The organism is Microbulbifer maximicatervae (SeqCode) (assembly GCF_052467815.1).
Window position 1 is genome coordinate 1,185,511 of the sequence record NZ_CP174326.1, and the last position, 25,508, is coordinate 1,211,018.

Here is a 25,508-nt window from a genome sequence, read left to right on the forward strand (position 1 = left end):
ATTATTGTGTGGGTTAGGCCAGGGCCCGGTCTTCGCGGGACTCCAATGAATGAGTATCTTCACCTTCAATAGCGAAAGTATCTGTATCCATTTCCGGCAACTCCACGTCATACAGCTCGCTGTTGCTTTCAACACTTTCCTCTTGCGGAAGTTTGAAACCGGCAACGGATTCGCGCAGTGCGCTGGCAGTTTGCGCCAAGTTACCAATGGACTGGGCGGTAGCTTGGGTACCCGCAGAAGTCTGCGAGGTAATTTCCTGAATCACGTTCATCGTGTTGGAAATGTGGCCTGCAGACGAAGCCTGCTGACGAGCAGCGTTAGAAATGTTCTGAATCAACGATGCCAGGTTGTTGGATACACTTTCAATTTCTTCCAGTGCAACACCCGCATCCTGGGCCAGACGAGCTCCACGTACCACCTCACTGGTGGTTTGTTCCATGGAGATTACCGCCTCGTTGGTATCGGACTGAATCGCTTTTACCAGACCTTCGATCTGCTTGGTTGCAGCTGCAGAGCGCTCCGCAAGTCGCTGTACCTCATCCGCAACCACCGCGAAGCCTCGGCCGGCATCACCGGCCATACTCGCCTGGATCGCGGCATTCAATGCAAGAATGTTGGTCTGGTCGGCAATGTCGTTAATCAAACTTACGATATCGCCAATTTCCTGGGAGGATTCACCCAGGCGCTTAATTCGCTTGGAGGTATCCTGAATCTGCTCGCGGATGTTATCCATGCCTTTGATGGTGTTCTGTACCACCTTGGCGCCATTACTTGCGATATGTACCGAGCGCTCGGCTACCTGGGCAGATTCAGAGGCGTTGGCAGATACCTGGTCAATGGTGACCGCCATTTCGTTAACCGCAGCGGAAGCTCCGGCGATCTCCTGCGCCTGGTGTTCAGAGGCCTCGGCCAAGTGCAGTGCAGTCTGCTGGGTTTCCTGGGACAAGCCAGATACTTCCTGTGCAGCACCATTAATCCGCGATACCAGCACACGCAGCTGGTCAATAGTAAAGTTAATGGAGTCGGCAATCGCACCAGTAAAGGCTTCGGTTACCGTTGCAGAGGTGGTCAAGTCACCGTCGGCGAGGTCGGCCAGCTCGTCCAGCAGCTGCATAATCGCGTGCTGGTTACGCTCGTTGGTATCTTCCTCTTTTTTCAGGTTTCGGCGGGTACCGGAGAATGCCATCGCCATCATACCGAAGATCAACAATACGAAGACCAAAGCCAGTGCAGCAATGGTCAAGTTGTTGGGCTGGCGATCATCTGAAAGGTTTACGATTCGGTCATTCAGCGTACTCAATGCTTCGATCAGCTGGGGAGATGACGCGATAATGCCGTCAGAGGCCTGGCGGGTAGCAAACAGGGCCGGAGTTGCTTCGAAGATATCCCGTACGGAGGTACTTACGAAGCCGAACAGCTCAGTAATTTCATCCAGTGAGTGGCGAGCCTCTTCATCAGTAATACGGGAAATCCCCATCACCACATCGCCGCTCTTCATGCCGTCAACCACCTTACCGAAAAGACTGGCGTCGGTATTAAACTGGTCAGCGGCGGCTTCGGCATCATCACCACCTTGGAGCATTTTATCGATATTTCGACCAATACGCTCCGCACGCCATACCTGTAACTGGGCCTGTTCCACCTGATTTGCCGGGGCGTTGTTAGCCAGCAGAATTTCTACAATATTGTTGTGCTCCGCCTGCAGTTCAGGAAGCGAGTCACTCAGCGTTGAAGCGATATCGTTAAGAAATACGATGGTTTCCTGGTTGCCGATAATCGTGTCAACCTGCTCGCGCAAGCTGCGCCAAACCTTGTCGTAAGCAGACAGCTGCGCGCCCAGAGCACGGCGACTATTGTCGTCCATTCGCTGAAGCTGGTTCCAGGCAGTAGCCATTTCTTCGGTAACGTTTTCCAGTTCGGCGAAAGCCTCACTGTCACCCGCAGTAGCCGCCGGCGCATAGGAAACTACCTGATAGGAAAGGGCCCGCAACTCGGCAACTTGCTGCAGATATTGTTTATCCTGCTCGTCTCGAGTCTGTACCAAATAAATACTGACAATAAGCCCCGCCAGCGTGGCGAGTACCAGTAGACCTAATACCAGCGCGGCAGGATTACTGCGCAACGCGGAAAAGGAACTCTGGGAGCCTGGTTTCATAATTTACTCCTAGCGGGCCATTGCATTAGGCCGGTTTAATACCACTTTAGTTTTAACGCTTTAATGACAAGACCCCTCAGTCAGTGCTGCACATCCCTGCACTAATTGCGGGCCACCCGGTCGGCCACCCTCGGCTACCGGAAAGAAAGAACTGGATTAGTCAGCGTAAAGCTGCATCCATAAAACGCGCATCGTTGATCAGTGCCCGCATATCGAGAACGAGCCAACGTTGCTGCTGTAAAACAAACTGGCCGTGCACCATTGGCGCAAATGGTGCACTCAAATCTGTCGGTGCCTCACGGGCATACTCAAACGCCAAGTGCTGCATCCCAAACAATTTATCCACGATAAGCCCCACGTAGGTCTTATCCCTCTCGAGCACCAAGACACGACGTTGCTGGCGCGGGCCTGAGAGGTAGCCACCATAAAAAGCAGCGAGATCAATAAGGGGAAGCAGGCGACCACGAACATTAGAGACGCCTTTTACCCAAGGCTGAGCGCCGGGGATAAAGGTGTGCTGTGGCACTTCGAGCAATTCCACAACGTCATCCATAGAGGCGACAAAGTGGTTATCCAGAAGAGAGAAACCGATACCGGTCCAGTAGGGTTTGATTTCCCGGCGGCCGGGCAGACCGGTGGCCTGCGCTTTGGCGCGCCGTGCAATATCAACCAGAGCTAAGTAAGGTGTTTGTGACTGCACTTTTCGCAGCTGGCTATTAGGCCAACACCTCCCCGATCGCATCCAGCAATTTACTCTCATCGACAGGTTTGGTCAGGTAAGCCCTGGCTCCCTGGCGCATACCCCAGACACGGTCTGTATCCTGATCTTTGGTAGTTACCATAATGATCGGAATTTCGCCGGTATTGCTGTCTTTACTCAATTGGCGGGTGGCCTGGAAACCGTTGAGACCCGGCATCACAATATCCATCAGGATTAGATCGGGGCGTTCGGCGCGGGCTACTTCAACTCCGCTTTCACCGTTGGGAGCGGTGATTACTGCGTGGCCATTTTTTTCAAGAATGGTTGTCAGCTTATGTGTTTCTGTAGGAGAGTCATCAACTATTAGTACTCTTGCCATCATTTCCCCCATGACATCTTTTCGGCAACAACTACTGCGCTCGGCGGTTTTTGTTGTGATTATCCTCGCTAGCATGTGCCGAAATGCACTATGACTACCGATAGTGTGGGTACAAAAATTAATCGGCCTGTAGCAACCGGAAAATCTGTACTCTAATTAAATTTTGGTACCGAGCTTGTGGGCACAATGCCCACAATGGAATCCGTTATCTATATTTTCTTTTTCTGTTAGCCGCTTATGCGGCATGGTGCGGCTTGGCATGAGCGGAAATAGCACCCAGCAGCTCGCTCTTACTAAAAGGTTTGGTCAGATATTGATCGCAACCAACAACACGCCCTTTTGCCTTATCGAACAAACCATCCTTACTCGACAGCATTACAACAGGGGTGGAGCGGAATTCGCTGTTATTTTTTATTAACGCACATGTTTGGTAGCCATCCAGGCGCGGCATCATAATATCGACAAAAATGACATCCGGACGGGAGTCCGCGATTTTTGCTAACGCATCAAAACCGTCTGTCGCGGTGACCACGGTACAGCCCGCCTTTTGCAGCAACGTCTCCGCAGTGCGGCGAATTGTCTTACTGTCGTCGATCACCATGACAGTCAGACTTTCCCAGTTAAGCTCCATAGTCTTTTTTGAATCCCCTGTTTACTTATTTTCGGGCACGCGAAAACTTTAGTTGCGCCCTTTTTTCAAACCGCTTGCGGGGTCCGGGCGCCTAGCCTGGCGAAGGTCGCACGCTGAGACGAACTTTTATCACAGAACCCCAGGCGAATCTAGCTGAGTCGACACACTGCAGGCGACACAGTTCAAATTATCACCACTTATGCATTCATTGGAGGTATTGCGTTAAGAAGGTTGCACCTTCGCAAAGCTGCTCTTACCTTATCTATCCAACAACGCTGGTAGCGGCCACAAATTTGGGAGCAAAACCAGTGATAACTGGGATAGAAATACCCAACGATTTGGAAACCCGTATGAATTATTCCCTCGGTGTGGTGATGGACCCCATCGCCCAGATCAATTTTAAAAAAGATACGACGCTTGCACTGTTACAAGCCGCACAAGATTGTGGTTTCCAGCTGTTTTATTTCGAGCAGAGCCATCTTTACCTGGAGAATGGGCGCGCAACTGGGCGCGGCTGCCCTATGCAGGTTTTTGACGATGCGAATCGTTGGTTTTCTCTGGGAGAGTCTAGAGAAATGCCACTCGGCGACCTGGATGTAATCCTGATGCGTGTCGACCCCCCCTTTGATAATGAATATATTTATTCCACTTATATTCTCGAAGCCGCAGAGCGCGAAGGTGCAACGGTAGTCAACAAGCCCCAGGCACTACGCGACTGCAATGAGAAAATTTTTGCGACAAGTTTCCCCCAGTGTTGCCCACCGGTTCTAGTTAGCCGCGATATGACCAAACTGCGGGAATTCCACCAAACCCATCAAGATGTCATTTTCAAACCTTTAGATGGTATGGGCGGTGCAGGAATTTTCCACTGTAAACCTGACGGCGCCAACCTGGGAGCGATTCTGGAAATGCTCACCGATCACGGCCGCCAGCAAATTATGGCGCAACGCTACATCCCCGAAATCAAAGACGGGGATAAGCGTATCCTGGTCGTTAACGGTGAAGCAATTCCCTACTGCTTGGCGCGAATTCCGGAAGCGGGGGAAACTCGTGGCAACCTTGCAGCCGGCGGACGCGGTGAAGCACGTCCCCTCACCGATAGGGACCGCTGGATCGTTGAGCAAGTCGCTCCTACTTTGAAGGAAAAAGGTCTGTTATTTGTCGGGCTGGACGTTATTGGTGACTACCTAACAGAAATTAACGTCACCAGTCCCACCTGTGTACGGGAAATCGATGCCGCTTACAATACAAACATCGCAGCTCGACTAATGAGCGGCATCACACACCTGTTGGCACAAAAAAGGTAAACTGGGTGTTTGATAACCCTCAGGGCGATTTACCACTGGGTACAAGGCTGTGTGATATACACGCCCGAATAAGTAGTAGTTGATAATAGATAATGAATTCCTCTGCCAACGCGACACAACTTCACGCAATACAACGTGATCGCTTTGTGTTCTCATTATTTCTTGCCGTCGCCCTGCACGTGCTAATTATCTTTAAGCTGGTTATTAACAAGCCGGAAGGGGCTCAGGCGCCGCCAACGCTTGAAGTAACACTTTCTCTGCAAAATTCCGCTCAAGCACCTGAGGATGCCTATTACTTGGCACAACACAACCAATTAGCCAGTGGTACTGCTGACTCTCCCAAAGAGTTATCCACTAAGCGCCGTGCAGAGTTTGCCGATACGCAAATTCATCGAGTAAACCCGTTACCCCAACAACAAGCTGCACGACCAGCTGAACAGCGACGCCTATTAGTTACCACAATTGGTGAAAGTCCGATTCAAGCTCCCGAACTTTCAGCGGAAGACAAGTTTTCTACGGAAAAACGCGGCGATGCTCCCAATGACCTGCCACTGAGTAACCCAAGAATAGCCAGCTTAGAGGCGCGCCTCGATAAAATTCGCCAGACTATTGCCGAGCGCCCCAGAGTTCGCAGGCTAACTTCTGTAGCTACCAGGGCTTCTGCAGATGCTGCATATTTACATGAGTGGCGCCAGAAAATAGAAGCTGTTGGCAACGATAACTTCCCGGAAGAAGCCCTGGAGAAACAAATTAGTGGCGAACTGCGAATGATGGTTAGACTACTTCCCACCGGAGCAGTCGAAAAAGTTGTTATCCTTCAATCTTCTGGTGAGCGTATTCTCGACGATGCGGCCCAACAAATTGTGCGACTGGCTGCACCTTTCGCCCCATTCCCAGCAGAGATAAAGAGCGAAGTGGACCGACTGGAAATCATCCGGACCTGGCAATTCGAAAGAACCGGGGGACTCACTACTTCTGCAGGGGATCTGCCCAGCCGAGGCTAAAATAGGCTTTCAACTGGCGGTTTATTAGTGATCTATGCCGAATTCGAATATTGATAGCGACCTGACTCACGGAAACCTGCGCGGCCAATTCCTTCTGGCCATGCCCGGCATGGAGGACCCGCGCTTCAAGCACGCTATCGCACTGATTGTTGAGCACAATAGCGACGGTGCCATGGGCATAGTGATCAATATGCCCAGTAAGGTGCACTGGCACGAGGTGTTCGAGCAGCTGTCTCTGGAGGATCTCAGCTTGCGCGGTGACGAACCAGTTCTACTGGGCGGTCCCATGTCACCAGAGCAGGGATTTGTACTGCACGGCACCGGCATGCACTTCGACTCTACCACCGAAATCAATTCAGATATCAGCCTGACTGCCTCCAAGGACATCCTCGAATCCCTCGCCGCAGGGCGCGGCCCTGACGATGTACTACTCGCCCTCGGCTACGCGGGCTGGGGGCCCGGTCAGTTGGAGCAGGAGCTGACAGAAAACGCCTGGCTGACACTGCCGGCAGAGCCCGAAACCCTATTCGCCACACCGGTCGAAAAACGCTGGCAAAGCGCCGCCGCCCGCCACGGCATCGATCTTTCCGGCCTCGGCTCCCAAGCTGGCCACGCCTAACAGAAAAATTACTGACCCCTATGAATAAACCCGTCACAGCGCTAGCTTTTGACTTTGGAACCCGCTCTATTGGCGTAGCTTACGGCCAGAGCCTTACCGGTGGAGCACGGGAACTGGCCCCACTACCCGCCAAAGATGGCAAGCCCAATTGGGACTCCGTCGAAGGCCTGATCAAAGAGTGGCAGCCCCACCTTTTACTGGTTGGCCTCCCCCTCAATATGGATGGCAGCGAAAGTGAATTTGGCGTGCGTGCGCGAAAATTCAGCCAGCGCCTGCACGGTCGCTATGGACTACCGGTAGAGCTGATCGACGAGCGTTTAAGCACTCGAGCCGCCAAGGAAGAGGCCAACGAACGCGGACATCGTGGCAACTACGCACAAGACCCAGTGGACTCAATAGCCGCACGGATAATTCTCGAAGACTGGCTGCGCACCAGGGGCTAGCCCCTCGGCTACAGAGAGCCTCACTGCATTGCGACTCTGTTAGAATGGCCGCTTCAACCAATAAGTGATTGAGCCGCATGTCTATAGATCGTATTCGCATTGCCACCCGACAGAGTGCTTTGGCCCTGTGGCAGGCCAACTATGTCAAAGACCGCCTGCAACAAGCGCATCCGAAACTTCTTATCGAGTTACTGCCCCTCACCAGCCGGGGTGACCAGGTTTTGGACATCCCACTAACCAAAGTGGGCGGCAAAGGCCTGTTCGTTAAAGAACTGGAAGTGGCGATGCTCGAAGGCCGTGCGGACATCGCAGTTCACTCGATGAAAGATGTCCCCATGGAATTCCCCGAAGGACTTCACCTGCCGATTATTTGCGAGCGTGAAGACCCCCGCGATGCCTTTGTCAGTAATATTTATGACAGCCTTGATGACCTGCCCGAGGGAGCAGTAGTCGGCACTTCCAGCCTGCGCCGACAATGCCAATTACTTGCCCGTCGCCCGGACCTCAAAGTCACCTTTTTACGGGGCAATGTGAATACTCGACTGGCCAAGCTGGATGCCGGCGATTACGACGCAATCATCCTCGCTGCGGCCGGACTGCTGCGACTTGAAATGCCGGAACGCATCCGCAGCTTCCTGGCAACGGACACCCTGCTCCCCGCTGGTGGACAGGGCGCAGTGGGTATCGAGTCGCGCCGCGATAGCGAACTGGAAGCCTTGATCCAACCGCTCCACTGTCCGGAAACAGCAGCCCGACTCAGTGCGGAGCGCGCCCTGGTTAAGCGCCTCAACGGCGGCTGCCAAGTGCCTATCGGTTGCTATGCCGAGCTGGATGGTGACACCCTGTGGTTGCGCGGACTCGTTGGCAGTCCCGATGGCAAAACCATGATACATGCCGACTGTCGTGGCCCTGCCGCTGAGGGAGAGCGCCTGGGTACTGAGCTCGCGGAACAGTTACTGGCCGATGGTGCCGATAAAATCCTCGCCGCTATCTGATATGAGCGATCTCACCTCCGACCTGCTGCAAGGTAAACGTATTCTCAGTACGCGGCCAACGCAGCAGGCTGATAACTGGTGTGCGCTACTGCGCGGCCTGGGGGCCGAGGTAGATAACATCCCCATGCTCGATATAGAGCCAATTGAGGATCAAGCTGCCATACAGGCCTTAAAAAACTCAATCCTCGATTTCGATCAAACGGATGTCGCGATCTTTGTTTCCCAGAACGCCGTGCGCTACGGCGTAGACTGGCTTGAAGACTATTGGCCACAACTACCCCAAGGACCTCGCTTTTTGGCGATCGGCGCGGCAACCGCAAGCGCCCTGGAGAAGCGCGGTATACCCTGCGAGCAAAGCGGCAATACGATGAACTCCGAGGAGTTGCTGCGCCTACCCTGGTTACAGCAGTTGGACGGGAAAAGAGTTCTTATTTTTCGCGGCTCCGGTGGCCGCCCTCTTATCGGCGACACCTTGAGTGATAGGGGTGCGCGAGTAACTTATTGCGAACTCTATCGGAGAGTGCTGCCACCGGAGGCTGCAACCTCCCTGGCTGAGTATAAATTCCAACCCGATATTATCAGTGTGCACAGCGGTGAAACACTCGATAACCTGGTTACCTGTATCCGCCAGATAAACCGCAATACACTCTTTGAAACCGCTCTTATCTGCCCGAGTATACGAGTTGCCACTCGGGCAAATGAGCTTGGTTTTGCCCATTGCTATAGCGCGCTAAATGCCGGCGATAACGCTATGCTGGAAACACTGCGTAAAGCCCTCGGCTGATTTGCTATCGAATTCTCGACCGCTTTGCGCTAAAAATCTTAAAACGGCGTTTAGCCCGCTATTAAGGCTCGCGCCACTCGTTATAATCTGACGACATTTTCCACCTGCGCCGCCATACCCATGACCGATAAAAAAGATCAAAATATAGCCGCGACCAATGAGCCCCTGGAAAACACAAAGCCTGTAAAAGGCAAAAGTAATTTCGCCAAAGCCTCAGAGGAAAAAGCCTCTACGGGTAAAGCCAGCGGCGGTGCTGCGGCCAGTAGATCCAATGGGCTGTGGTGGTGGCTACTGTTCATCCTCATTTTGATTGCTGTGGCCTCACTGGCCTGGTTTAACTCTCCTCAGCTGCGCGAACACCTTGGCGCTTACCTCAACTATCTACCCGGAAAAACGGCAGCCCCGGAGAGCACCACCACTATTACCCCTGCAACGGAAGTGCCGGTTGCCGCTGAAAACACCACCCAAGCGCCGACCTCCAATATCACTTCGGAAACCCCAGCTGCTACCCCTGCCCCAACTGAACCCCAAACCCCCGATTATTCCGGGGAGTTCAATCAGCTGGAGCAGGCCGATGCCAATTTACGCAATCACCTGGAGCGACAAAATCGCACTATCGCCCAACTGCAGCAGCAACTGGCTTCCATGCAGCGCAGTGTCACCGCACAGGAAAACCGCTTGGGTCAGCTGGGAAATGTAAGCCGCGACGATTGGCAATTGGCTGAGGCAGATTACCTGTTGCGTCTAGCCAACCAACGCCTGCTTCTCGAAGACGATAGTCGCGCTGCGCTGGGGCTTGTCGAGCGCGTGGACGAGATATTGCGCGATGTGGACTTACCGGATCTGTACGGGGTACGCCAACAACTTGCCCGCGATATCACCTCACTGAAACTGGTCCAAAACATCGATCGCCAGGGTTTATACCTCCGTCTCAGCGCCTTGGAAGAACAGCTAATCCGCACAAATATTCAACCGCGATTCGATATGGCTTCGGCAGAACAACAACCCAGTGAAGAGCAGCCCAGCGTTGAGGAGAGTGCCCCCCTGTGGAAGCGGGAGTGGCACAACTTCACCCGCTTTATGCGCGAATCGGTACGCCCCATTGATGGAGATATCAACCCGGTAATGCTGTCCCCACAGAGTGAAGCTCGCTTTCGCCAGACTCTGCGCCTATATATGGAGCAGGCCCAACTGGCATTGCTTCGCGGCGATACCACGGTTTACAGGGACGCTCTGGATAGTGCGCGGTCGCTACTACTCAGTTATGGCACTGCCAGTCCGCAGCGCGATGCGCTGGCCCAACAACTGACGGAACTTAGCAAACAGCGTATCCAGGTCGAAATGCCTGACCTCAGCGCCTCCCAGCTTGCCCTGCGCAATTATATTGAGCGCTTACACAAAACATCCGGCACCGCCACACCAACTGCCTCGCAACAGGAGGAGAACCAGTGAAAAAACTGTTCTTCACCGCTCTGGTACTACTGCTGCTCGGCGCTTTTCTACCGGAGGCTATTAACAATTATCCCGGCTACCTGGTAATCGGTATTGGCGGTGAGCTGAATAAAGGCTACGAGATGAACCTCTGGTTCGCAATGTTCTCGCTGGCAGCAGCCCTAATTATCCTGTTCTTTGCCATTTGGCTGGCTCGCAGTATCTTTCGCGGATTCCGAGGTAGTGTCGACCGGCTGAGATTTGGTCGCCAGCGTGTAGCGCGCCGACGCCTGACCAGCGGCTTGGTGGAATTTATGGAGGGCAACTGGTCCCGGGCGCGCCGTCAGCTGCTGAAGAGCGCCCCTCGATCTGAAGCCCCGCTGATCAATTATTTGGCGGCAGCGCGCAGCGCCTTTGAGCTGGGCTTTCGTGAGGAGGCCAATGAATTACTCGCCAAAGCGGAGGCCTGTGGTGAAGATACCCGCCTGGCTGTAGCCCTAAGCCAAGCTCGTATGCAGCTCCTCGATAAACATTACGAGCAGTGTATTGCCAGCCTGGAGCGCGCCAAGCAGCTCGAGCCGAAACATCCTGCCCTGTTACAACTTCTCAAGCAGGCTTATTACCTTCTGGGTGACTGGAGCCGTCTTCGCGCATTACTGCCCGAATTGGAGAAACATGCGAACATGCCCGAAGCTGAGCTGCACCAGCTTGAACTCGAGGTGTATCAACATCAGCTGACCGAAGCAGCTAATCGCAAAGATATCGATAAATTACACGATACCTGGCAAAGCCTGAGTGGCCGCTGGCAACGCAATGAAGCCCTGCGCAGTCTCTACGCACAGCAACTGCATCGAATTGGCGAAGACACAGAGGCAGAGAAGCATTTGCGCTGGCTACTCAATCGAGCTTGGGACCCCAATCTTGCCGAACTATACGGCTGCCTGGTGGGGGCCGCCCCTGCGGCACAAATATCAGCAGCTGAAGGTTGGCTGAAAGAGTATGGGGAGAGTGCCGCACTGCTAACCTGTCTCGGACGTCTCTCAATGCGCAATGAACTTTGGGGCAAAGCGCAGCAGTATTTCGAGAAAAGCCTATTGTTGCGCCAAGATCCCGCTACCTCCGCTGAACTGGCTCGCTTATTTCAATCCCTTGGGGAAAAAGACAAAGCAGCAAAACTCTATGAGGAAGGTTTGCTACAAGCAGTCAAGGACCTGCCCCAGTTGCCTATGCCCAGCCAAGGCACTCCCCTACTGGGCGCACACGCCTGAGCCATCCCCCCTGAAAGGCCGACGGGCCTTTCAGCCACCCCCCAATTGCGCCTATAGTGAACTCCCGTTTACCAATAAGGACACGGCTGTGACCCTCTTTGTGCGCTACATAGTTGCCTTACTTTTTACCGCCAGTGTGTTTTTTACCGGCCATGCATCTGCTGAATATTCAATAACGCCTCAAGATAAAGCCTTAACTGATTACGAATATCCCTATCCAGTTCATCACTTTCATTTCGAACAACAGGGGCAGCCACTGGCAATGACCTTTATGGATGTACCGCCTGCAGAGGGTAAAAATGCAAGAGGAACGGTACTCCTGTTGCACGGAAAGAATTTTTCGGCGGCCTACTGGAAGGAGACTATCTCCCAACTCAGTCAGCTAGGGTACCGGGTTATAGCACCGGACCAGATCGGTTTCGGAAAATCCAGTAAACCGCTTACCCAATATACTTTTCAGGGGCTTAGCAACAATACCAAGGTTTTATTGGATAAATTGAAAATAAGAGAGGTTATTGTAGTTGGGCACTCTATGGGAGGTATGCTGGCTACCCGGTTTACCCTGATGTACCCGGAGCGAGTCAAAAAGTTAGCACTTGTAAATCCTATAGGCCTTGAAGACTGGAAGCGATGGGTTCCCTATGAACCTTTGGACCAAGCCATTGCTCGCGAGAAAAAGCAAACTCCAGAATCTATCAAACGCTACATGAGTAAAGCCTACTTTTCTGAGCAGTGGCGCGAAGAATATAACCCTCTACTGGATATTCAAGCTGGCTGGACCCTGGGACCCGATGCGGCTCATATGGCAACCGTGGATGCCCTAACCTCCGAAATGGTATTCACTCAACCGGTACTTTATGAGTTTGCCAATATCAAGGTGCCCACCCTACTGATTATAGGTACCCGAGATCGCACAGCTATTGGCCGCGCCCGCGCGCCTGAAGCTGTACAAGAAAAGTTAGGGCGTTACGATCAATTGGGCAAGCGTACAGCAGCAGAAATCCCCAAAGCCGAATTAGTTGAGATGGAGGGGGTTGGACATTTACCCCAGTTCGAAGCCTTTCCAACTTATATTGATGTTTTAAGTAAATTTCTTGCGGCTCCTATTGGAAAGTAGGACCTACAGCCTGCCCAGTATAAACCCAATCTAGGAAACATATCATTGGCACGGAGATTGATGTGTAGAGCATCCATTTTCAGAAAGTTATAGCTTGTACGCAAAGAAACTATTAGTAATCAATGATAGTGCAAATGGCGATTTAACATTCAATAAGTCGCCGCTTGCAAACTTTCTACGAGAATTTATTTCGTTTTTAAACAGCCCAGGGCAAACCCACAAAAAGCAGCATGGCAAAATAAGTAATTACCCCTTGTAAAAGGGCAATTAGAATAGCTTTTAAAAAACCCGTACCAAGTACCAGCATATAGGCAATAGCAGCCAGGGGAATTGTCATTAAAATTCCAGCGCTATCCGTCACACCCGGCAACATGCCGCCAACAATTCTTTGAATAATTAGGGCCAATAGCAAAGCGAAAAGACAATAAAATACACCCGTATTTTTCGCCCCCAACATGGCAGCTGCCAACTTCAGAGGCAGAACAAGAACTGCCACCATAATAATTACAAAAATAATTAATTCCATTTGTTACCTCTCCATTTAATTTTAGTTATTTACTCACTTCCAACTTCTACCGTTTCCCAACTCCAGGAATTAGATATCCACTTGTTTTCAATGCAGCATGTCGTCATACGCAAAAACACAACCCGGGCATAGCGCGCACTGTCACCCTATGCCAATAAGCTGGCAGCAGCATGCAAATTCAGTCGCGAATCATACTTATATAAACCAAAACCACAATAAAGTTCACAAATAAAAAAGCTGGCGCGAATTTCGCTCCAGCTTTGAGAAATAATACATCTAAACTATCAGTTAATAACGATTTGGCAGCTTATTTACGTACCAAGGTCAGGGATGAGGGTAACTGCTGCCCGTTCTTCAAGTAAGTCTCTTCCCGCTGTAACTTGCCGTTACCTAACCAGGTCAAAGTGAGACTATCCAGACGACTCTTACTGTCCAAAGTAAAATTAGTTACATCCTTGAAAGAGAATGCCAAACTATTTTCAGCACTATTTTTTTGCCAACTTAGCCTGGGCTGATTACCCTGGGGACAATAGTGCGTCACTATTAAATTATCATTATCCAAGTGGTAGACCGTCAGGGAATGTTGGCGCCCGTTATAGAGCCAACTTTCCAGTACTACACTTCCCCCAGCTGTACCGGTAAAACTAATAACAAAATCGTCATTTTCCGCTCCTTCCTCTCTCCACTCTCCAGCTAGCCCTTTGATCTTCTCAAAAATTGCCTCTGCATCATTATCCTGGCTGGCAATCACAGGCTGAAATATTGCTATCCCCAAAAATAGAACTACTAGTTTTGATAAATTTCCTATCATATTCCCGTCCAACCTTAGAAAAACACACAACAAGCCCCCTCAAAATAGAAATTTCAGGAGTGGTTATTCCACAGTTGTTTTTTTATATTTTAATGAGACGAATAGCAACACGCTTCATCGCATTGGCCGACATAATATCCATATCTCTGCTCATCAAGAAGATAAACTATATTTAATTTCCAATTCAAAAATAAATGGCGACAAATACGCTCGGATTAGCCCCCACACTTTTATTCTGGCAATGGCTATTCAAGGTATGGCTGCATACCAAATAACTACAGATATAAACTCTTCGATATTATTATTTCCAGTATTTTATTCCTGCTCACTTGGTAGTAATACCAAAATACGAAAACAGCTATCTCTATCAGGCGTACTAAATAAATTCTCCTCATTAAAGTATTCCTTATAGTTAATTCAGAGCCACGGTCGAGCCCATACCTGACTGCGACGCCAGCAATAAAAATTATATATGTAGAGAAAGAGGAAAAATAAAGAGTGACCGCTAAGCGGTCACTGTACTGAGCGCCACCAGAGGCGCTTATTCGGACGGGAGTACTGAGAATATAACGCCGTGCTTATTCGAGACCCAATTTAGACCATATTTCATCAATCTTTTTAACCACATTCGGGTCGCGCTCAATAGGTACACCCCACTCACGATTAGTTTCACCTTCCCATTTATTAGTCGCATCAAAACCTATTTTTGAGCCTAAACCGGAGACCGGTGAAGCAAAATCCAAATAATCAATCGGAGTATTTTCTACCATCACCGTATCCCGCGCCGGGTCCATACGTGTGGTCATCGCCCAGATTACATCTTTCCAATCCCTGGCATTGACGTCTTCGTCAGCGACAATAACAAATTTGGTGTACATAAACTGACGCAGGAAGGACCAAACACCCATCATTACCCGCTTGGCATGACCCGCATACTGCTTCTTCATGGTGACCACGGCGAGACGGTAAGAGCATCCCTCCGGCGGCAAATAGAAGTCGACAATTTCAGGAAATTGCTTTTGTAGGATTGGCACAAAAACCTCGTTTAAAGCCTCTCCTAAAATCGCAGGTTCATCCGGTGGACGCCCGGTATAGGTGCTGTGGTAAATGGGGTTTTTACGGTGCGTAATCTTCTCTACCGTAAATACAGGGAAGCTGTCCACTTCGTTGTAGTAACCGGTGTGGTCTCCATAGGGCCCCTCATCAGCCATATCATCGGGATAGATAAAGCCTTCCAGAACATATTCGGCACTGGCAGGCACCTGAAGATCACTGAGAAAGGCATCGGTCACTTCTGTCTTATCCCCCCGCAACAGGCCGGCAAAGGCATACTCAGACAAAGTATCCGGCACTGGGGTAACGGCCCCCAGAATTGTGGCGGGATCGGCACCCAGGGCAACAGCTACCGGATAGGGTTCACCGGGATGCTTCTTGCACCAGTCCCGATAATCCAGCGCCCCCCCGCGATGACTGAGCCAACGCATAATCAGGCGGTTCTTTCCGATTAATTGCATCCGGTATATGCCCAGATTTTGTCGTTTCTTCTCAGGCCCTCGGGTAATTACTAAGGGCCAAGTGACCAGCGGAGCGGCATCTCCCGGCCAGCAGGTTTGGATTGGCAGCTGATGCAGATCAACCTGATCCCTCTCAAGGACTACCTGTTGGCAAGCTGCACCCTTTACGACTTTTGGCCCCATATTCAGGACCTGCTTAAAGACCGGCAACTTCTCCCAGGCATCGCGGAGATTTTCCGGTGGCTGCGGCTCCTTGAGAAAAGCCAGCAGTTCTCCCACTTCACGCAGTTCGGCAACACTCTCTCTTCCCATCCCCAGGGCGACTCGCTCTGGTGTTCCGAAAAGATTGGCAAGAACTGGGGTCTCAAAGCCTACCGGGTTCTCAAACAACAATGCAGGCCCCTCAGCTCGCAATACGCGATCGGAAATTTCTGTCATTTCCAAAATGGGGTCAACAGGGTGCTTGATTCGTTTTAGTAGGCCGCGCTTTTCCAGCAACTTAATAAAGTCGCGTAGATCTTTATATTTCATGGGCTAACAAGGCGTGACTATAAACCAGAGCGCAGTGTAAAACAGAAGGCGCAGGATGGGTAACAACACACCAACTGGAATGAAGAGAGAGGCGGGAGGGAGTCGCGGCTCGCAAGCCTAGGCTGCGAGCCGCGGAAATAATAAGCTTTTTACAGCTTAGAAGCGGGGGCGACGCGGACGATCTTCGCGAGGCTTAGCTTCGTTAACGCGGATGTTACGGCCAGACAGCGGTTGGTCGTTCATCTCTTCGATAGCTTTGCGCGCTTCATCGTCGTTAGGCATTTCTACGAAACCGAAGCCTTTAGAGCGGCCAGTCTCACGGTCGGTGATAACAGTAGCCCGAGAGATCTCTCCGAATGCACCAAAAGCTTCGTGCAGGTCGTCAGAGGTTACCGCGTAGGCCAGATTTCCAATATAGATATTCACAAAAGGTTCTCACTAGGTGTGTGGGCTGTCGTGCAGTCACAAATGGATAACCAGCTCCACCAGATTAACCATTTGAGATTGGCCCTTTGCGGAGAAATAAACCCCTGGGCCAATTCAGTAAGGCGCGTTGCCTAAAATCCATATCAAGCGCCACAATGTGGAACTTTATATGCCTAATGGCTCGCCTTTTCAACAGTAATAGACGCAATTAATCGTCTTATTCTGCTCCTAATAAATAAAGAGCGCCTTTTTAGGCGCTACTTTATATACAAAAATTATTTCCGTTTCATGGATAGGAAGAATTCGTCATTTGTCTTGAAATCTTTCAATTTATCCACTAGGAATTCAGTCGATGCAACATCTTCCATATCGTGTAACAGCTTACGCAAAATCCACACTCGCTGCAGCTCGCCCTCAGGCATTAACAGCTCTTCCCGGCGAGTGCCGGATCTGCGCACATTAATGGCCGGATATACGCGTTTTTCAGCAATTTTGCGATCCAGCTGCAATTCCATATTACCGGTACCTTTAAATTCCTCGAAAATCACTTCGTCCATTTTCGAGCCGGTATCGATAAGTGCAGTAGCAATAATAGACAGACTTCCGCCTTCTTCAATATTTCGCGCTGCCCCAAAGAAGCGCTTCGGGCGCTCTAAGGCGTGAGCATCAACACCACCGGTTAATACTTTACCGGAGCTAGGAACTGTTGTGTTGTAAGCGCGAGCCAGGCGGGTGATAGAGTCGAGCAAGATAACCACATCTTTCTTGTGCTCAACCAGGCGCTTGGCTTTTTCAATTACCATTTCCGCAACTTGTACGTGACGTGCCGGCGGCTCATCAAAAGTAGAGGCAACAACTTCACCGCGCACGGAGCGCTGCATTTCTGTCACTTCCTCAGGACGCTCGTCAATCAGCAGTACGATCAAATGGCACTCTGGATTATTGCGCGTAATGGCCTGTGCCATATTTTGCAACATAATCGTTTTACCGGCCTTCGGCGGCGCAACAATCAAGCCGCGCTGGCCTTTCCCGATTGGAGCTACAAGATCAATAATACGACCAATCAGGTCTTCGGAGGAGCCGTTTCCGCACTCGAGGGTGAGGCGATCGTTGGGGAATAGAGGAGTGAGGTTTTCGAAAAGAATTTTGTTACGTGCGTTTTCCGGTTTGTCAAAATTAATTTCGTTAACTTTTAATAAGGCAAAATATCTTTCACCTTCTTTCGGTGGGCGAATCTTTCCGGAAATTGAGTCACCCGTACGTAAATTAAATCGGCGAATCTGACTTGGAGATACATATATATCATCCGGTCCCGCAAGATAAGAGGAGTCAGCAGAACGCAAAAATCCAAAACCATCTTGAAGGATTTCTAATACGCCGTCGCCATAAATATCTTCACCGCTTTTGGCGTGGCGCTTGAGGATATTGAAAATAATATCCTGCTTGCGCGAACGGGCCAGGTTTTCAAGGCCCATGCCTTTGGCTATTTCAATCAACTCTTCAATGGGTTTGGTTTTTAATTCGGAGAGATTCATACCAATTGCTTATTAATGTTTCTGTTGTCATATGGCGCGGACACGCCTGAAATTTTGAGGAGGGGTTTGATATTAGAGATTAGCTCGTTTATTTACCCGATACACCTAGGTACCTTTTCCTACCAAGACCACAGTACTCAGTAAACTTTTGCTCTCCATAATCAATTTATGGAGCATTATCAGAACAAGTTCAACTCGAGGAGTATACGCGCCGGGGATGGTCAGGGACCCTGTGGAGGGGCGTTTTGTCAGCTCGTCTCATTTAATTCAAGACCGCTGAACTATTTCAGAATTACAGCCAGTATAACGGGTGTTTCCAATCCTGCAAAGAAATTTACCCCCTTTGCAGGATGGAAACGACAGTCTTACAGCTGACCGTCGATAAACTCAGTCAGCTGTGCGCGGGACAGTGCGCCGACTTTAGTGCCTTCGACATTGCCGCCTTTGAACAGCAGCAGCGTGGGGATACCACGGACATTGTATTTGGCCGGGCTCTCTTTATTCGCATCAACGTCTACTTTTACGATCTTCAACTTATCGCCGTAGTGGCCTGCGAGGTCTTCCAGCACTGGAGCGATCATCTTGCACGGACCGCACCACTGTGCCCAAAAATCTACCAACACCGGGCCTTCAGCTTTGAGAACTTCTGCTTCGAATTCAGCGTCAGATACGTTGACGATTGAGTGCTCGCTCATATTGCATTCCTGTTCTTTAGTTACTCGATGCGTGGGCACCGCCAACGCATCTTCTCACGGTCACAGCGGTGGTTATACAGCTGCGATGCACCATTGCCCTCAAAATTGGGGCGCAAAATGGGATTTCAAGTCTTTCCTGCCACAGACTTACGCCTGCTCCAGGAAGCGCTGCAAAATCTCATCGATATAGTCAAAGCCAAAAGCCGTGGCAGCAATCCGCTTATCCAGACGCTCTACAAGCTCCATTGCCATCAGGGTAGGCCATTGTTTTTGCAGCTCGGACATCGGCAATCCGGTGTAGCGGGTGAAAGTATCACTGGGAACACCATCCGCCAGGCGAAGGGCATTCATAAGAAACTCCAGTGGCAAATCCTCATTCTCAACCCTGTCAGTATGGGGTTCAGACAAGGCACTATGCAGCAGCTCGGGATGTTGCCTGGAGATAGACAAGTAGTCCCTCGGAGTGCGTGTGCGACGACTGCGCAGAATTTGCCCAGTTTCAGCTAGGGTTACCTTGCCATGAGCACCGGCACCAATCCCCAGATAATCTCCGAATGACCAATAATTAATATTATGGCGGGATTCAAGTTCGGGTTTGCTATAAGCCGACACCTCGTAACGACGATAGCCCTCGGACGCCAGTAGTTCGCGTCCGCTGCCCTGCATACTGGCGATCAGCTGGGAGCCGGGGGTGACTGGTGGCGCACTGTAGAATGCAGTATTTGGCTCAATCGTTAATTGGTACCAGGAAATATGCTCTGGAGCCAAGGAAATTGCTCGGCGCAAATCGCCAAGGGCTTCCACCTCGGTCTGATTGGGCAATCCGTGCATCAGGTCGAGGTTAATATTGTCAAAGCCCGCACGACGCGCCATTGCCAGGGCACCTTCGGCCTCTTCTCCGCTGTGAATACGTCCCAACTGTTGTAGCTGATTGGAATCGAAGCTTTGCACTCCAATAGAAAGACGATTAACTCCAGCAGATCGATAGCCAGTGAACTTGGCTTGTTCAAAAGTGCCGGGGTTGGCCTCCAGGGTTATCTCGACCCCCTCAGCAAAACCCACCACCTGCTCAGCAGCCTCCAGGATCTGCCCAATTGCTTGGGGGGAGAACAGGCTCGGCGTACCACCACCAAAAAAGATGGACTGCAATTTTCGCCCCTGCACCCAGGGCAACTGGCTGATCAGATCCAGGCGCAACTGCGCCACATACTCGGATTCCGGTAGGGCGTAGTCCGAATTAGCCCGGTCTCTATCAGCCTGGTGGGAGTTGAAATCACAGTAGGGACATTTGCGCACACACCAGGGGATATGGATATACAGGCTCAGCGGTGGCAGCTGTAATTCAGCAATCTGATCAAGCAAGGTCGGCACCCTGCATATTTTGCTGCCATAAAAGCTCAAATTGAGACATAGCCTGGGCCCTGTGGCTCAGTCGATTCTTCAAGTCTCTCGGCAGTTCAGCGGAGGTCATTCCCTCAGATTCAACAAAGAACAGCGGGTCATAACCAAAACCCTGCTCTCCCGCCGGCTCCCGCAAAATTGTCCCGCTCCACTTTGCACTAGAGACCAAAGGCACCGGGTCATCCCATTGCCGCACAAAAGCCAGCGCGCAGTGGAAACTGGCAGTGCGATGCTTAGATTCAACATCAACCATGGCCTCCAATAACTTCGCATTGTTTTTTTCATCAGTCGCCCCGGCACCTGAGTAGCGTGCAGAGTAAATTCCCGGCGCACCACTCAATGCATCTACCGACAGCCCGGAGTCATCGGCTAATGCCGGCAGGCCACTGATACGGCTGGCGTGGCGGGCCTTAATCAAAGCATTCTCAATAAAGCTCAATCCGGTCTCATCAGCGTCACTCACCCCAAATTCAGATTGAGGAAGAACCTGTATATCCCATGAGGCGAACAGCTGTGAAAACTCACGAAGTTTGCCGGCATTACCGCTAGCAAGAACAATTTTATTTACCATATTGCTTCAAACAAAAAGCGGGCCTCGGCCCGCGGTGAATCTTTAAGAAGGGGTTTCGACCAGCTCTCAGCCAACGGAACCTTGGCAGATATCTATCGGTTCAGTCTGCGACGGAAAGTGATCGTCTCACTTTTACCATTGGGCAGCTTAATATCTACGTTAAAAGTAAGGGTTTCCTCATCCTCAAAACGCAGGGGCGCGAGATAGTAAACAGCATCCCCTTCCCGAATTTCTTTGAACTTAAGTGGTCTTGACTGCTGGATCAGGTTGGTAGCTGTACCAGACATCTCAGCGCTGAGGCCATGAGTTCCGCCCTCTTTCTTGACGACAGAGACATTTACATAGGCCCGATCTTTTGCTCGAGCCAACTGGTACTGACGGGCGATATCCGGCTGGATAAAATCGCTATTGAACACTGAATAGACTACTCGATAGTCGCCAAAATCAGCGTAGTTCTTAATCGTACGCGCTTCTTGCGCGGCAGCGCCGACAGATAAAAATAGCAAGGCCACAGAAGCAGCCAGGGTAAGGATGCGTTTCACGCTCCACCTCCAGTTGTTATAGGCGCCACCTCTCCCGGCAGGTTTGGTGGTCAATTCCAGTCAGGCCCTCTCAGGAGTGCCTTTCTCGATCTATTTATCGCGCCAAAGTCCTCCACAAAAGAGCTGGCGCAAATCTTAGTTTAGCGAGTTAGGTGATAGATGGCTGTCTCACCAAACAAATTTGGTAAAAAGTCTTTGAATGCCCGCCCAACCATGGACTCAGAAACCACTTGCCGATGCAGAATCGCCCAGCCATTTTCCCGGCATAACACTTCAAAGTCTGTAAAAGTACAAAAGTGAATATTGGGAGTGTCATACCATTCGTATGGCAATAAGTCGGATACTGGCATGCGCCCGGAGAATGCGAGGTGCCAGCGGGCCCTCCACTGCCCAAAATTGGGAAATGTAATAATGCAATCCCGCCCAACCCGGAGCATTTCCTCTACCACTAAATGAGGCTGACTCAAGGTTTGCAGTGCCTGGGTCATCACCACAGCATCAAAGCTGCCATCAGCAAAATTTCCCAGCCCTGTATTCAGATTTTGCTCGACAACATTGACCCCACGGGCCACACATCGCTCTATTTGCTCGGGATCAATCTCCAGGCCATAGCCTTTCACATTTTTATTTCTCCCCAGCTGATCGAGCAGTGCACCATCGCCACAGCCAAGGTCGAGAACCCGGCTGTGGGGAGCGATCCATTCCTGGATCACATCCAAATCTATCCGCATCAGTACACCTCCTCAGCAATTTCTGCCACAACTCTCTGCATATAGGCACGAAATACACCTTCATAACGACCATTAGGCAGCAGGAAGGCATCGTGTCCCATTGCTGACTCTACTTCGGCATAGCTGACTGGAATATCCGCGTGCATCAGGGCATCGGCGATTTCCCTCGAGCGCTCCGGCGCAAAGCGCCAATCAGAAGTAAATGACACCAATAAAAACCGGCACTTGGCATGGGAGAAGGCCTCTACCGGGTCATCCCCATATTCCCGAGCTAAGTCGAAGAAATCCAGCGCTCGAGTCATCAGAATGTAAGTATTGGGGTCGAAGGTGGTGGAAAAACTGGCTCCCTGGTAGCGCAGATAGCTCTGTATCTGAAACTCCACCTCTTCATCCGACCCCTGTTGAAAGCTGCCGCTGCGCAATTCTCGACCAAACTTGCGCCCCAACCCGTCGTCGGATAAATAAGTGATATGTCCGATCATACGCGCGACGGCCAGGCCTCTGCGGGGTAACTTATCCTGTTGGAGGTAGTGCCCATCGCAAAAGTCCGGATCGGATGTTATCGCCTGGCGTGCGGTCTCATTAAACGCGATATTCTGTGCAGATAACTTCATGGCAGAGGCAATCACCACGCAATTACGCAGGCGCTCAGGGTATTCCAGTGACCAGCGCATTGCCTGCATTCCACCGAGACTGCCGCCAACAACCGCCGCCCACTGTCGAATGCCTAGCATATCCGCCAGACGCGCTTGGCTGTGGACCCAGTCGCGGACACGCAGTGATGGAAAATCCGGCCCCCAGGTAGTGCCGGTATCCGGGTTGATGGATACGGGGCCGGTAGATCCGTGGCAACCGCCGAGATTATTAACGGACACCACAAAGAAATGATTAGTATCTATCGGCTTACCCGGACCGATATAGTGGTCCCACCATCCCGGGCGCTTATCGTCAGCACTATGTCGTCCCGCAGCATGATGGTGCCCAGACAGGGCATGGCAAATCAGAACTGCGTTAGTCTTTTCCCTATTGAGTTCACCGTAAGTCTCATAAACCAGAGTGTAATTTTTCAGTACTCGGCCACAGGCCAATTCCAGCGGTTCACTAAAGTGATGGCTTTTAGGCTCAACAAGGCCCACGGAGCCTGGGTCACCGGTAGTTGCGGTTTGGGCTTCCGCAGAAGCGATAGGATTTTCCGTTGACAAGGCACTGTATCTGTCAGGTTGATAGGTGCTGCCTGGCAAATTGCCGAAGCAGTCAGTGAATAAGATCACTGCAACTTATAACAAATGCCAGCCAGAACCAATATCAATTAGTACCCGGTTCAAGTGATTTGGGAGGCTTTCAAAGGCGTAACATTGTGCGCACGCGGCGCCGGTGCAACAGGCTGTGGCGCTGAACTGTTGTGCCGCAGTAGATCCTCTAGCGCCACCAGCGCCTTATCATTTCGTTGAACCTCATCCTCCAGTGTTCGAAGATCAGTACGGCGGCTGCGAGTTTTCTGCTTTAACTCGGTAAGCTTAATCAGATGGCGATTAAGTAATTGCTTCTGGTATTGCGCGTGCTGCTTGAGGGGTTCGAGAGCCTGCTCCAGCCAGCTCTCAGCATTGTTACTCATTTCGTCGTAAAGCCTACCCACTTCGCTGGCAAGCGTAGTAATAAAGCGCTCACTGAGACGATTGCGACGCGCCAGTAGTAACTGCGGAGACCGCCTCAGCTGTGCGGCCTGGCGATGCAACCCGCGCAACGCAAAGCGGAATTTGCGAATGGTGAAATACTGCTCGGCATCATCCACTTTCTTTAAACTGGAGCGCTCGAAAACAGCGTCGAGCAAGCGATTAGCCTGATCCACTTCCCGCTCAAGATTGGAGAGTTGGTGATCCACTCCCTCCATAAAGGTATCAATAGCCTTGGCCATTCCCATGGGCGTCCAACGGCGATTGAGAGTAGCCAGGGTATCGTCAATCAGCGCCTGCAACTGCTGCCTGGAAATCGGCGTCAACAGCGATGCACTCTGTCTAGAGAGCATTCTCTGGCTCGACTTAAGTGTCAGCAACTCCTGATGGCAAAGCTTATGTTGTTCACGAACAGTCACCTGCAGCTGCTCTAACTCTGCAAGCTGTTCAGAAGTATTACCACTGTTACGCTGTAAGTGAGCTAGTGCCGCACGCCCACTATTTAAGCGACGCTTGAGTAGATCGCGGGTATCAGCCATCAAGGTAAGCGCTTGATGTAGTGAGCGGTGTTCTGCCATTTTATGACGATGCTCTAACAGACGCTGCACCAACATCCGCTCAAACTCACCAAAGCGGCTGTTTCGGATCAAATCCGCATCTCGTTGCTGTCGCCCCAGCAGGGCCATCTTTGCAGATACCCCTGCAACACTTTCTTGCGGCAGGGAGAGGAGACGGGCTACTTCTGCACGCATGCGGCGCAACAGTAACTCAGCGTCCTCTTCGGGGTCATCCCATAGCACATCCATCTTGTTTAGCAGTGCCATCACAGAAGTTCCGCGATGCTCCTGCAACGGTGCCAGGTGAGTCTCCCACATGCTCATATCAGTGCCACTTACGCCCGCATCAGCGGCCAACAAGAAGGCAACAGCCTGAGCACCAGGTAAAGTGCTCAAAGTGAGTTCCGGCTCATTGCCGAGGGCATTCAGCCCGGGAGTGTCGATAATACGCAAACCTTGATCTAACAATGGATGCGGCAAGCAAATCAGAGCAAAACGCCATGCTGGGATTTCGACAAGATTCCCTTTGCCATCCAGATGGCGGCGGTCAAAACCGTAGCGGGCCGCCTCTTCCGGCATTACTGACTTGGTTGAGGCAACCTTTAACAAAGTCTCCCTGGTCGCCTCTGGATCATTGGCATCAAACTCGTGAGTTACCCACTTTTGCGGTATTCGACGGAAACTTTCGAGACTGGTATTTGTTGCCAGGGTCTCAATTGGGAGTAGCCGCAAGCTAGCCCGTTCACCACCATCACTGAATATTTCGGTTGGGCACATCGTCGTACGCCCGGGTCGTGAGGGAAGTAAACGCTGGCCGTAAGTTTGCGACAGCAGCGCGTTGAGCAACTCCGTTTTCCCACGTGAAAACTCCCCGACCAAAACCAGGGTAAACTGGTCGTCGGCGAGCAAGGCGCGAGCCTGTTGTACAACCTGGCAAGCACCTGCAGAGTTGGAAAAGTGCTGCTCTAGCCATTGACTGAAGTGGGCAAATTGGCGATCGAGATTTTTTTTCCAACGGTCGTAGTCGGAAATATGCTGGCGTAAATGTGCGTCTTCCATTTCACGATGTTCTTTTTATTGAGACCCAATGACTACCGGCCGCCCCCTAAGACGAGGGAAAGGGCCGTCAATTGATAGTATTAGAGTCTAACATCGCGCCAGG

General features: G+C 51.2%; 25 protein-coding genes. 9 read left to right on the plus strand and 16 right to left on the minus strand.

The genetic code is table 11. The features are described from left to right. Window positions 1–13 precede the first annotated feature (13 nt). The 4 genes from ACJJIW_RS05015 to pilG form a co-directional block, all read right to left on the minus strand. A complete protein-coding gene (locus ACJJIW_RS05015; RefSeq protein WP_444936816.1) occupies window positions 14–2,155 on the minus strand; it encodes a methyl-accepting chemotaxis protein in 2,142 nt (713 codons plus the stop codon). Between the two features lie 160 nt (window positions 2,156–2,315). Continuing rightward, complete coding sequence (locus tag ACJJIW_RS05020) at window positions 2,316–2,855, minus strand: chemotaxis protein CheW (RefSeq protein ID WP_282930305.1); 540 nt, start codon at window positions 2,853–2,855, stop codon at window positions 2,316–2,318. A gap of 16 nt (window positions 2,856–2,871) precedes the next feature. Next, window positions 2,872–3,234, minus strand: coding sequence for a twitching motility response regulator PilH (pilH, locus tag ACJJIW_RS05025; RefSeq protein ID WP_108731421.1), 363 nt, complete (start codon window positions 3,232–3,234; stop codon window positions 2,872–2,874). Between the two features lie 235 nt (window positions 3,235–3,469). Further along, on the minus strand, window positions 3,470–3,865 hold the full coding sequence (gene pilG / locus ACJJIW_RS05030; RefSeq protein ID WP_020413651.1) for a twitching motility response regulator PilG: 396 nt from the start codon (window positions 3,863–3,865) through the stop codon (window positions 3,470–3,472). Window positions 3,866–4,215: 350 nt separating this feature from the next. Between pilG and gshB the strand changes: the two genes are divergently transcribed. The 9 genes from gshB to ACJJIW_RS05075 all read left to right on the plus strand — a co-directional run bounded on the left by gshB (window position 4,216) and on the right by ACJJIW_RS05075 (window position 12,833). Beyond that, on the plus strand, window positions 4,216–5,172 hold the full coding sequence (gene gshB, locus ACJJIW_RS05035) for a glutathione synthase (protein ID WP_444937350.1): 957 nt from the start codon (window positions 4,216–4,218) through the stop codon (window positions 5,170–5,172). 92 nt (window positions 5,173–5,264) lie between these two features. Next, window positions 5,265–6,176 carry an energy transducer TonB gene (locus tag ACJJIW_RS05040; protein WP_282930306.1) on the plus strand — a complete coding sequence of 304 codons (912 nt, stop codon included), beginning with the start codon at window positions 5,265–5,267 and terminating at the stop codon, window positions 6,174–6,176. A gap of 34 nt (window positions 6,177–6,210) precedes the next feature. Continuing rightward, entirely contained in the window at window positions 6,211–6,795 is a 585-nt protein-coding gene (locus tag ACJJIW_RS05045; RefSeq protein WP_282930307.1) for a YqgE/AlgH family protein, read from the plus strand. A gap of 20 nt (window positions 6,796–6,815) precedes the next feature. Then, a complete protein-coding gene (ruvX, locus tag ACJJIW_RS05050) occupies window positions 6,816–7,238 on the plus strand; it encodes a Holliday junction resolvase RuvX (protein ID WP_413664071.1) in 423 nt (140 codons plus the stop codon). 77 nt (window positions 7,239–7,315) lie between these two features. Then, the gene (gene hemC / locus ACJJIW_RS05055) at window positions 7,316–8,233 is read left to right on the plus strand and encodes a hydroxymethylbilane synthase (protein ID WP_444936817.1); all 918 of its coding nucleotides are present in this window, start codon (window positions 7,316–7,318) and stop codon (window positions 8,231–8,233) included. A 1-nt stretch (window position 8,234) separates the two neighbouring features. Next, the gene (locus ACJJIW_RS05060) at window positions 8,235–9,017 is read left to right on the plus strand and encodes a uroporphyrinogen-III synthase (protein WP_444926451.1); all 783 of its coding nucleotides are present in this window, start codon (window positions 8,235–8,237) and stop codon (window positions 9,015–9,017) included. Window positions 9,018–9,137: 120 nt separating this feature from the next. Continuing rightward, on the plus strand, window positions 9,138–10,469 hold the full coding sequence (locus ACJJIW_RS05065) for a uroporphyrinogen-III C-methyltransferase (RefSeq protein ID WP_444936818.1): 1,332 nt from the start codon (window positions 9,138–9,140) through the stop codon (window positions 10,467–10,469). Continuing rightward, window positions 10,466–11,716, plus strand: coding sequence for a heme biosynthesis HemY N-terminal domain-containing protein (locus ACJJIW_RS05070; RefSeq protein WP_444936819.1), 1,251 nt, complete (start codon window positions 10,466–10,468; stop codon window positions 11,714–11,716). The genes ACJJIW_RS05065 and ACJJIW_RS05070 overlap by 4 nt, the downstream gene beginning before the upstream one ends. Window positions 11,717–11,804: 88 nt before the next feature. Next, window positions 11,805–12,833 (plus strand): alpha/beta fold hydrolase, encoded by a 1,029-nt coding sequence (locus tag ACJJIW_RS05075; RefSeq protein WP_444936820.1) that lies wholly within the window; start codon window positions 11,805–11,807, stop codon window positions 12,831–12,833. A gap of 196 nt (window positions 12,834–13,029) precedes the next feature. On the opposite strand, the gene ACJJIW_RS05080 is transcribed toward ACJJIW_RS05075, so the two are convergent. From ACJJIW_RS05080 to ACJJIW_RS05135, 12 genes are all read right to left on the minus strand, one after another. After that, entirely contained in the window at window positions 13,030–13,359 is a 330-nt protein-coding gene (locus ACJJIW_RS05080; RefSeq protein WP_413664065.1) for a hypothetical protein, read from the minus strand. Between the two features lie 307 nt (window positions 13,360–13,666). Then, window positions 13,667–14,170 carry a hypothetical protein gene (locus tag ACJJIW_RS05085; RefSeq protein WP_444936821.1) on the minus strand — a complete coding sequence of 168 codons (504 nt, stop codon included), beginning with the start codon at window positions 14,168–14,170 and terminating at the stop codon, window positions 13,667–13,669. A gap of 578 nt (window positions 14,171–14,748) precedes the next feature. Further along, on the minus strand, window positions 14,749–16,215 hold the full coding sequence (gene ubiD, locus ACJJIW_RS05090; RefSeq protein ID WP_444936822.1) for a 4-hydroxy-3-polyprenylbenzoate decarboxylase: 1,467 nt from the start codon (window positions 16,213–16,215) through the stop codon (window positions 14,749–14,751). Window positions 16,216–16,371: 156 nt separating this feature from the next. Continuing rightward, complete coding sequence (gene rbp / locus ACJJIW_RS05095) at window positions 16,372–16,641, minus strand: RNA-binding regulator (protein WP_020413665.1); 270 nt, start codon at window positions 16,639–16,641, stop codon at window positions 16,372–16,374. A 275-nt stretch (window positions 16,642–16,916) separates the two neighbouring features. Next, entirely contained in the window at window positions 16,917–18,176 is a 1,260-nt protein-coding gene (rho, locus tag ACJJIW_RS05100; RefSeq protein ID WP_108731406.1) for a transcription termination factor Rho, read from the minus strand. Between the two features lie 365 nt (window positions 18,177–18,541). Continuing rightward, on the minus strand, window positions 18,542–18,871 hold the full coding sequence (trxA, locus tag ACJJIW_RS05105; RefSeq protein ID WP_282930316.1) for a thioredoxin TrxA: 330 nt from the start codon (window positions 18,869–18,871) through the stop codon (window positions 18,542–18,544). A 147-nt stretch (window positions 18,872–19,018) separates the two neighbouring features. After that, a complete protein-coding gene (hemW, locus tag ACJJIW_RS05110; RefSeq protein WP_444936823.1) occupies window positions 19,019–20,233 on the minus strand; it encodes a radical SAM family heme chaperone HemW in 1,215 nt (404 codons plus the stop codon). After that, on the minus strand, window positions 20,226–20,843 hold the full coding sequence (rdgB, locus tag ACJJIW_RS05115; protein WP_444936824.1) for an RdgB/HAM1 family non-canonical purine NTP pyrophosphatase: 618 nt from the start codon (window positions 20,841–20,843) through the stop codon (window positions 20,226–20,228). The genes hemW and rdgB overlap by 8 nt, the downstream gene beginning before the upstream one ends. Before the next feature lie 92 nt (window positions 20,844–20,935). After that, window positions 20,936–21,385: a DUF4426 domain-containing protein gene (locus ACJJIW_RS05120; RefSeq protein ID WP_413664060.1), complete on the minus strand. Its 450-nt coding sequence runs from the start codon at window positions 21,383–21,385 to the stop codon at window positions 20,936–20,938. A 140-nt stretch (window positions 21,386–21,525) separates the two neighbouring features. After that, complete coding sequence (gene metW / locus ACJJIW_RS05125; RefSeq protein ID WP_444936825.1) at window positions 21,526–22,116, minus strand: methionine biosynthesis protein MetW; 591 nt, start codon at window positions 22,114–22,116, stop codon at window positions 21,526–21,528. Next, window positions 22,116–23,300, minus strand: coding sequence for a homoserine O-succinyltransferase MetX (gene metX, locus ACJJIW_RS05130; protein ID WP_444937351.1), 1,185 nt, complete (start codon window positions 23,298–23,300; stop codon window positions 22,116–22,118). The genes metW and metX overlap by 1 nt, the downstream gene beginning before the upstream one ends. Window positions 23,301–23,437: 137 nt before the next feature. After that, window positions 23,438–25,405 (minus strand): dynamin family protein, encoded by a 1,968-nt coding sequence (locus tag ACJJIW_RS05135; RefSeq protein ID WP_444936826.1) that lies wholly within the window; start codon window positions 25,403–25,405, stop codon window positions 23,438–23,440. Window positions 25,406–25,508: the final 103 nt, after the last annotated feature.

Excerpts from the sequence above, each read along its gene's own strand:
- pilG (WP_020413651.1), bottom strand. The coding sequence starts at position 3,865 with ATGGAGCTTAACTGGGAAAGTCTGACTGTCATGGTGATCGACGACAGT.
- hemC (WP_444936817.1), top strand. The coding sequence starts at position 7,316 with ATGTCTATAGATCGTATTCGCATTGCCACCCGACAGAGTGCTTTGGCC.
- trxA (WP_282930316.1), bottom strand. The coding sequence starts at position 18,871 with ATGAGCGAGCACTCAATCGTCAACGTATCTGACGCTGAATTCGAAGCA.
- ACJJIW_RS05135 (WP_444936826.1), bottom strand. The coding sequence starts at position 25,405 with ATGGAAGACGCACATTTACGCCAGCATATTTCCGACTACGACCGTTGG.
- ACJJIW_RS05065 (WP_444936818.1), top strand. The coding sequence starts at position 9,138 with ATGACCGATAAAAAAGATCAAAATATAGCCGCGACCAATGAGCCCCTG.
- ACJJIW_RS05060 (WP_444926451.1), top strand. The coding sequence starts at position 8,235 with ATGAGCGATCTCACCTCCGACCTGCTGCAAGGTAAACGTATTCTCAGT.
- pilH (WP_108731421.1), bottom strand. The coding sequence starts at position 3,234 with ATGGCAAGAGTACTAATAGTTGATGACTCTCCTACAGAAACACATAAG.
- gshB (WP_444937350.1), top strand. The coding sequence starts at position 4,216 with ATGAATTATTCCCTCGGTGTGGTGATGGACCCCATCGCCCAGATCAAT.
- rho (WP_108731406.1), bottom strand. The coding sequence starts at position 18,176 with ATGAATCTCTCCGAATTAAAAACCAAACCCATTGAAGAGTTGATTGAA.
- rdgB (WP_444936824.1), bottom strand. The coding sequence starts at position 20,843 with ATGGTAAATAAAATTGTTCTTGCTAGCGGTAATGCCGGCAAACTTCGT.
- ACJJIW_RS05080 (WP_413664065.1), bottom strand. The coding sequence starts at position 13,359 with ATGGAATTAATTATTTTTGTAATTATTATGGTGGCAGTTCTTGTTCTG.
- ACJJIW_RS05015 (WP_444936816.1), bottom strand. The coding sequence starts at position 2,155 with ATGAAACCAGGCTCCCAGAGTTCCTTTTCCGCGTTGCGCAGTAATCCT.
- ruvX (WP_413664071.1), top strand. The coding sequence starts at position 6,816 with ATGAATAAACCCGTCACAGCGCTAGCTTTTGACTTTGGAACCCGCTCT.
- metW (WP_444936825.1), bottom strand. The coding sequence starts at position 22,116 with ATGCGGATAGATTTGGATGTGATCCAGGAATGGATCGCTCCCCACAGC.
- ACJJIW_RS05040 (WP_282930306.1), top strand. The coding sequence starts at position 5,265 with ATGAATTCCTCTGCCAACGCGACACAACTTCACGCAATACAACGTGAT.
- ACJJIW_RS05085 (WP_444936821.1), bottom strand. The coding sequence starts at position 14,170 with ATGATAGGAAATTTATCAAAACTAGTAGTTCTATTTTTGGGGATAGCA.
- ACJJIW_RS05045 (WP_282930307.1), top strand. The coding sequence starts at position 6,211 with ATGCCGAATTCGAATATTGATAGCGACCTGACTCACGGAAACCTGCGC.
- ubiD (WP_444936822.1), bottom strand. The coding sequence starts at position 16,215 with ATGAAATATAAAGATCTACGCGACTTTATTAAGTTGCTGGAAAAGCGC.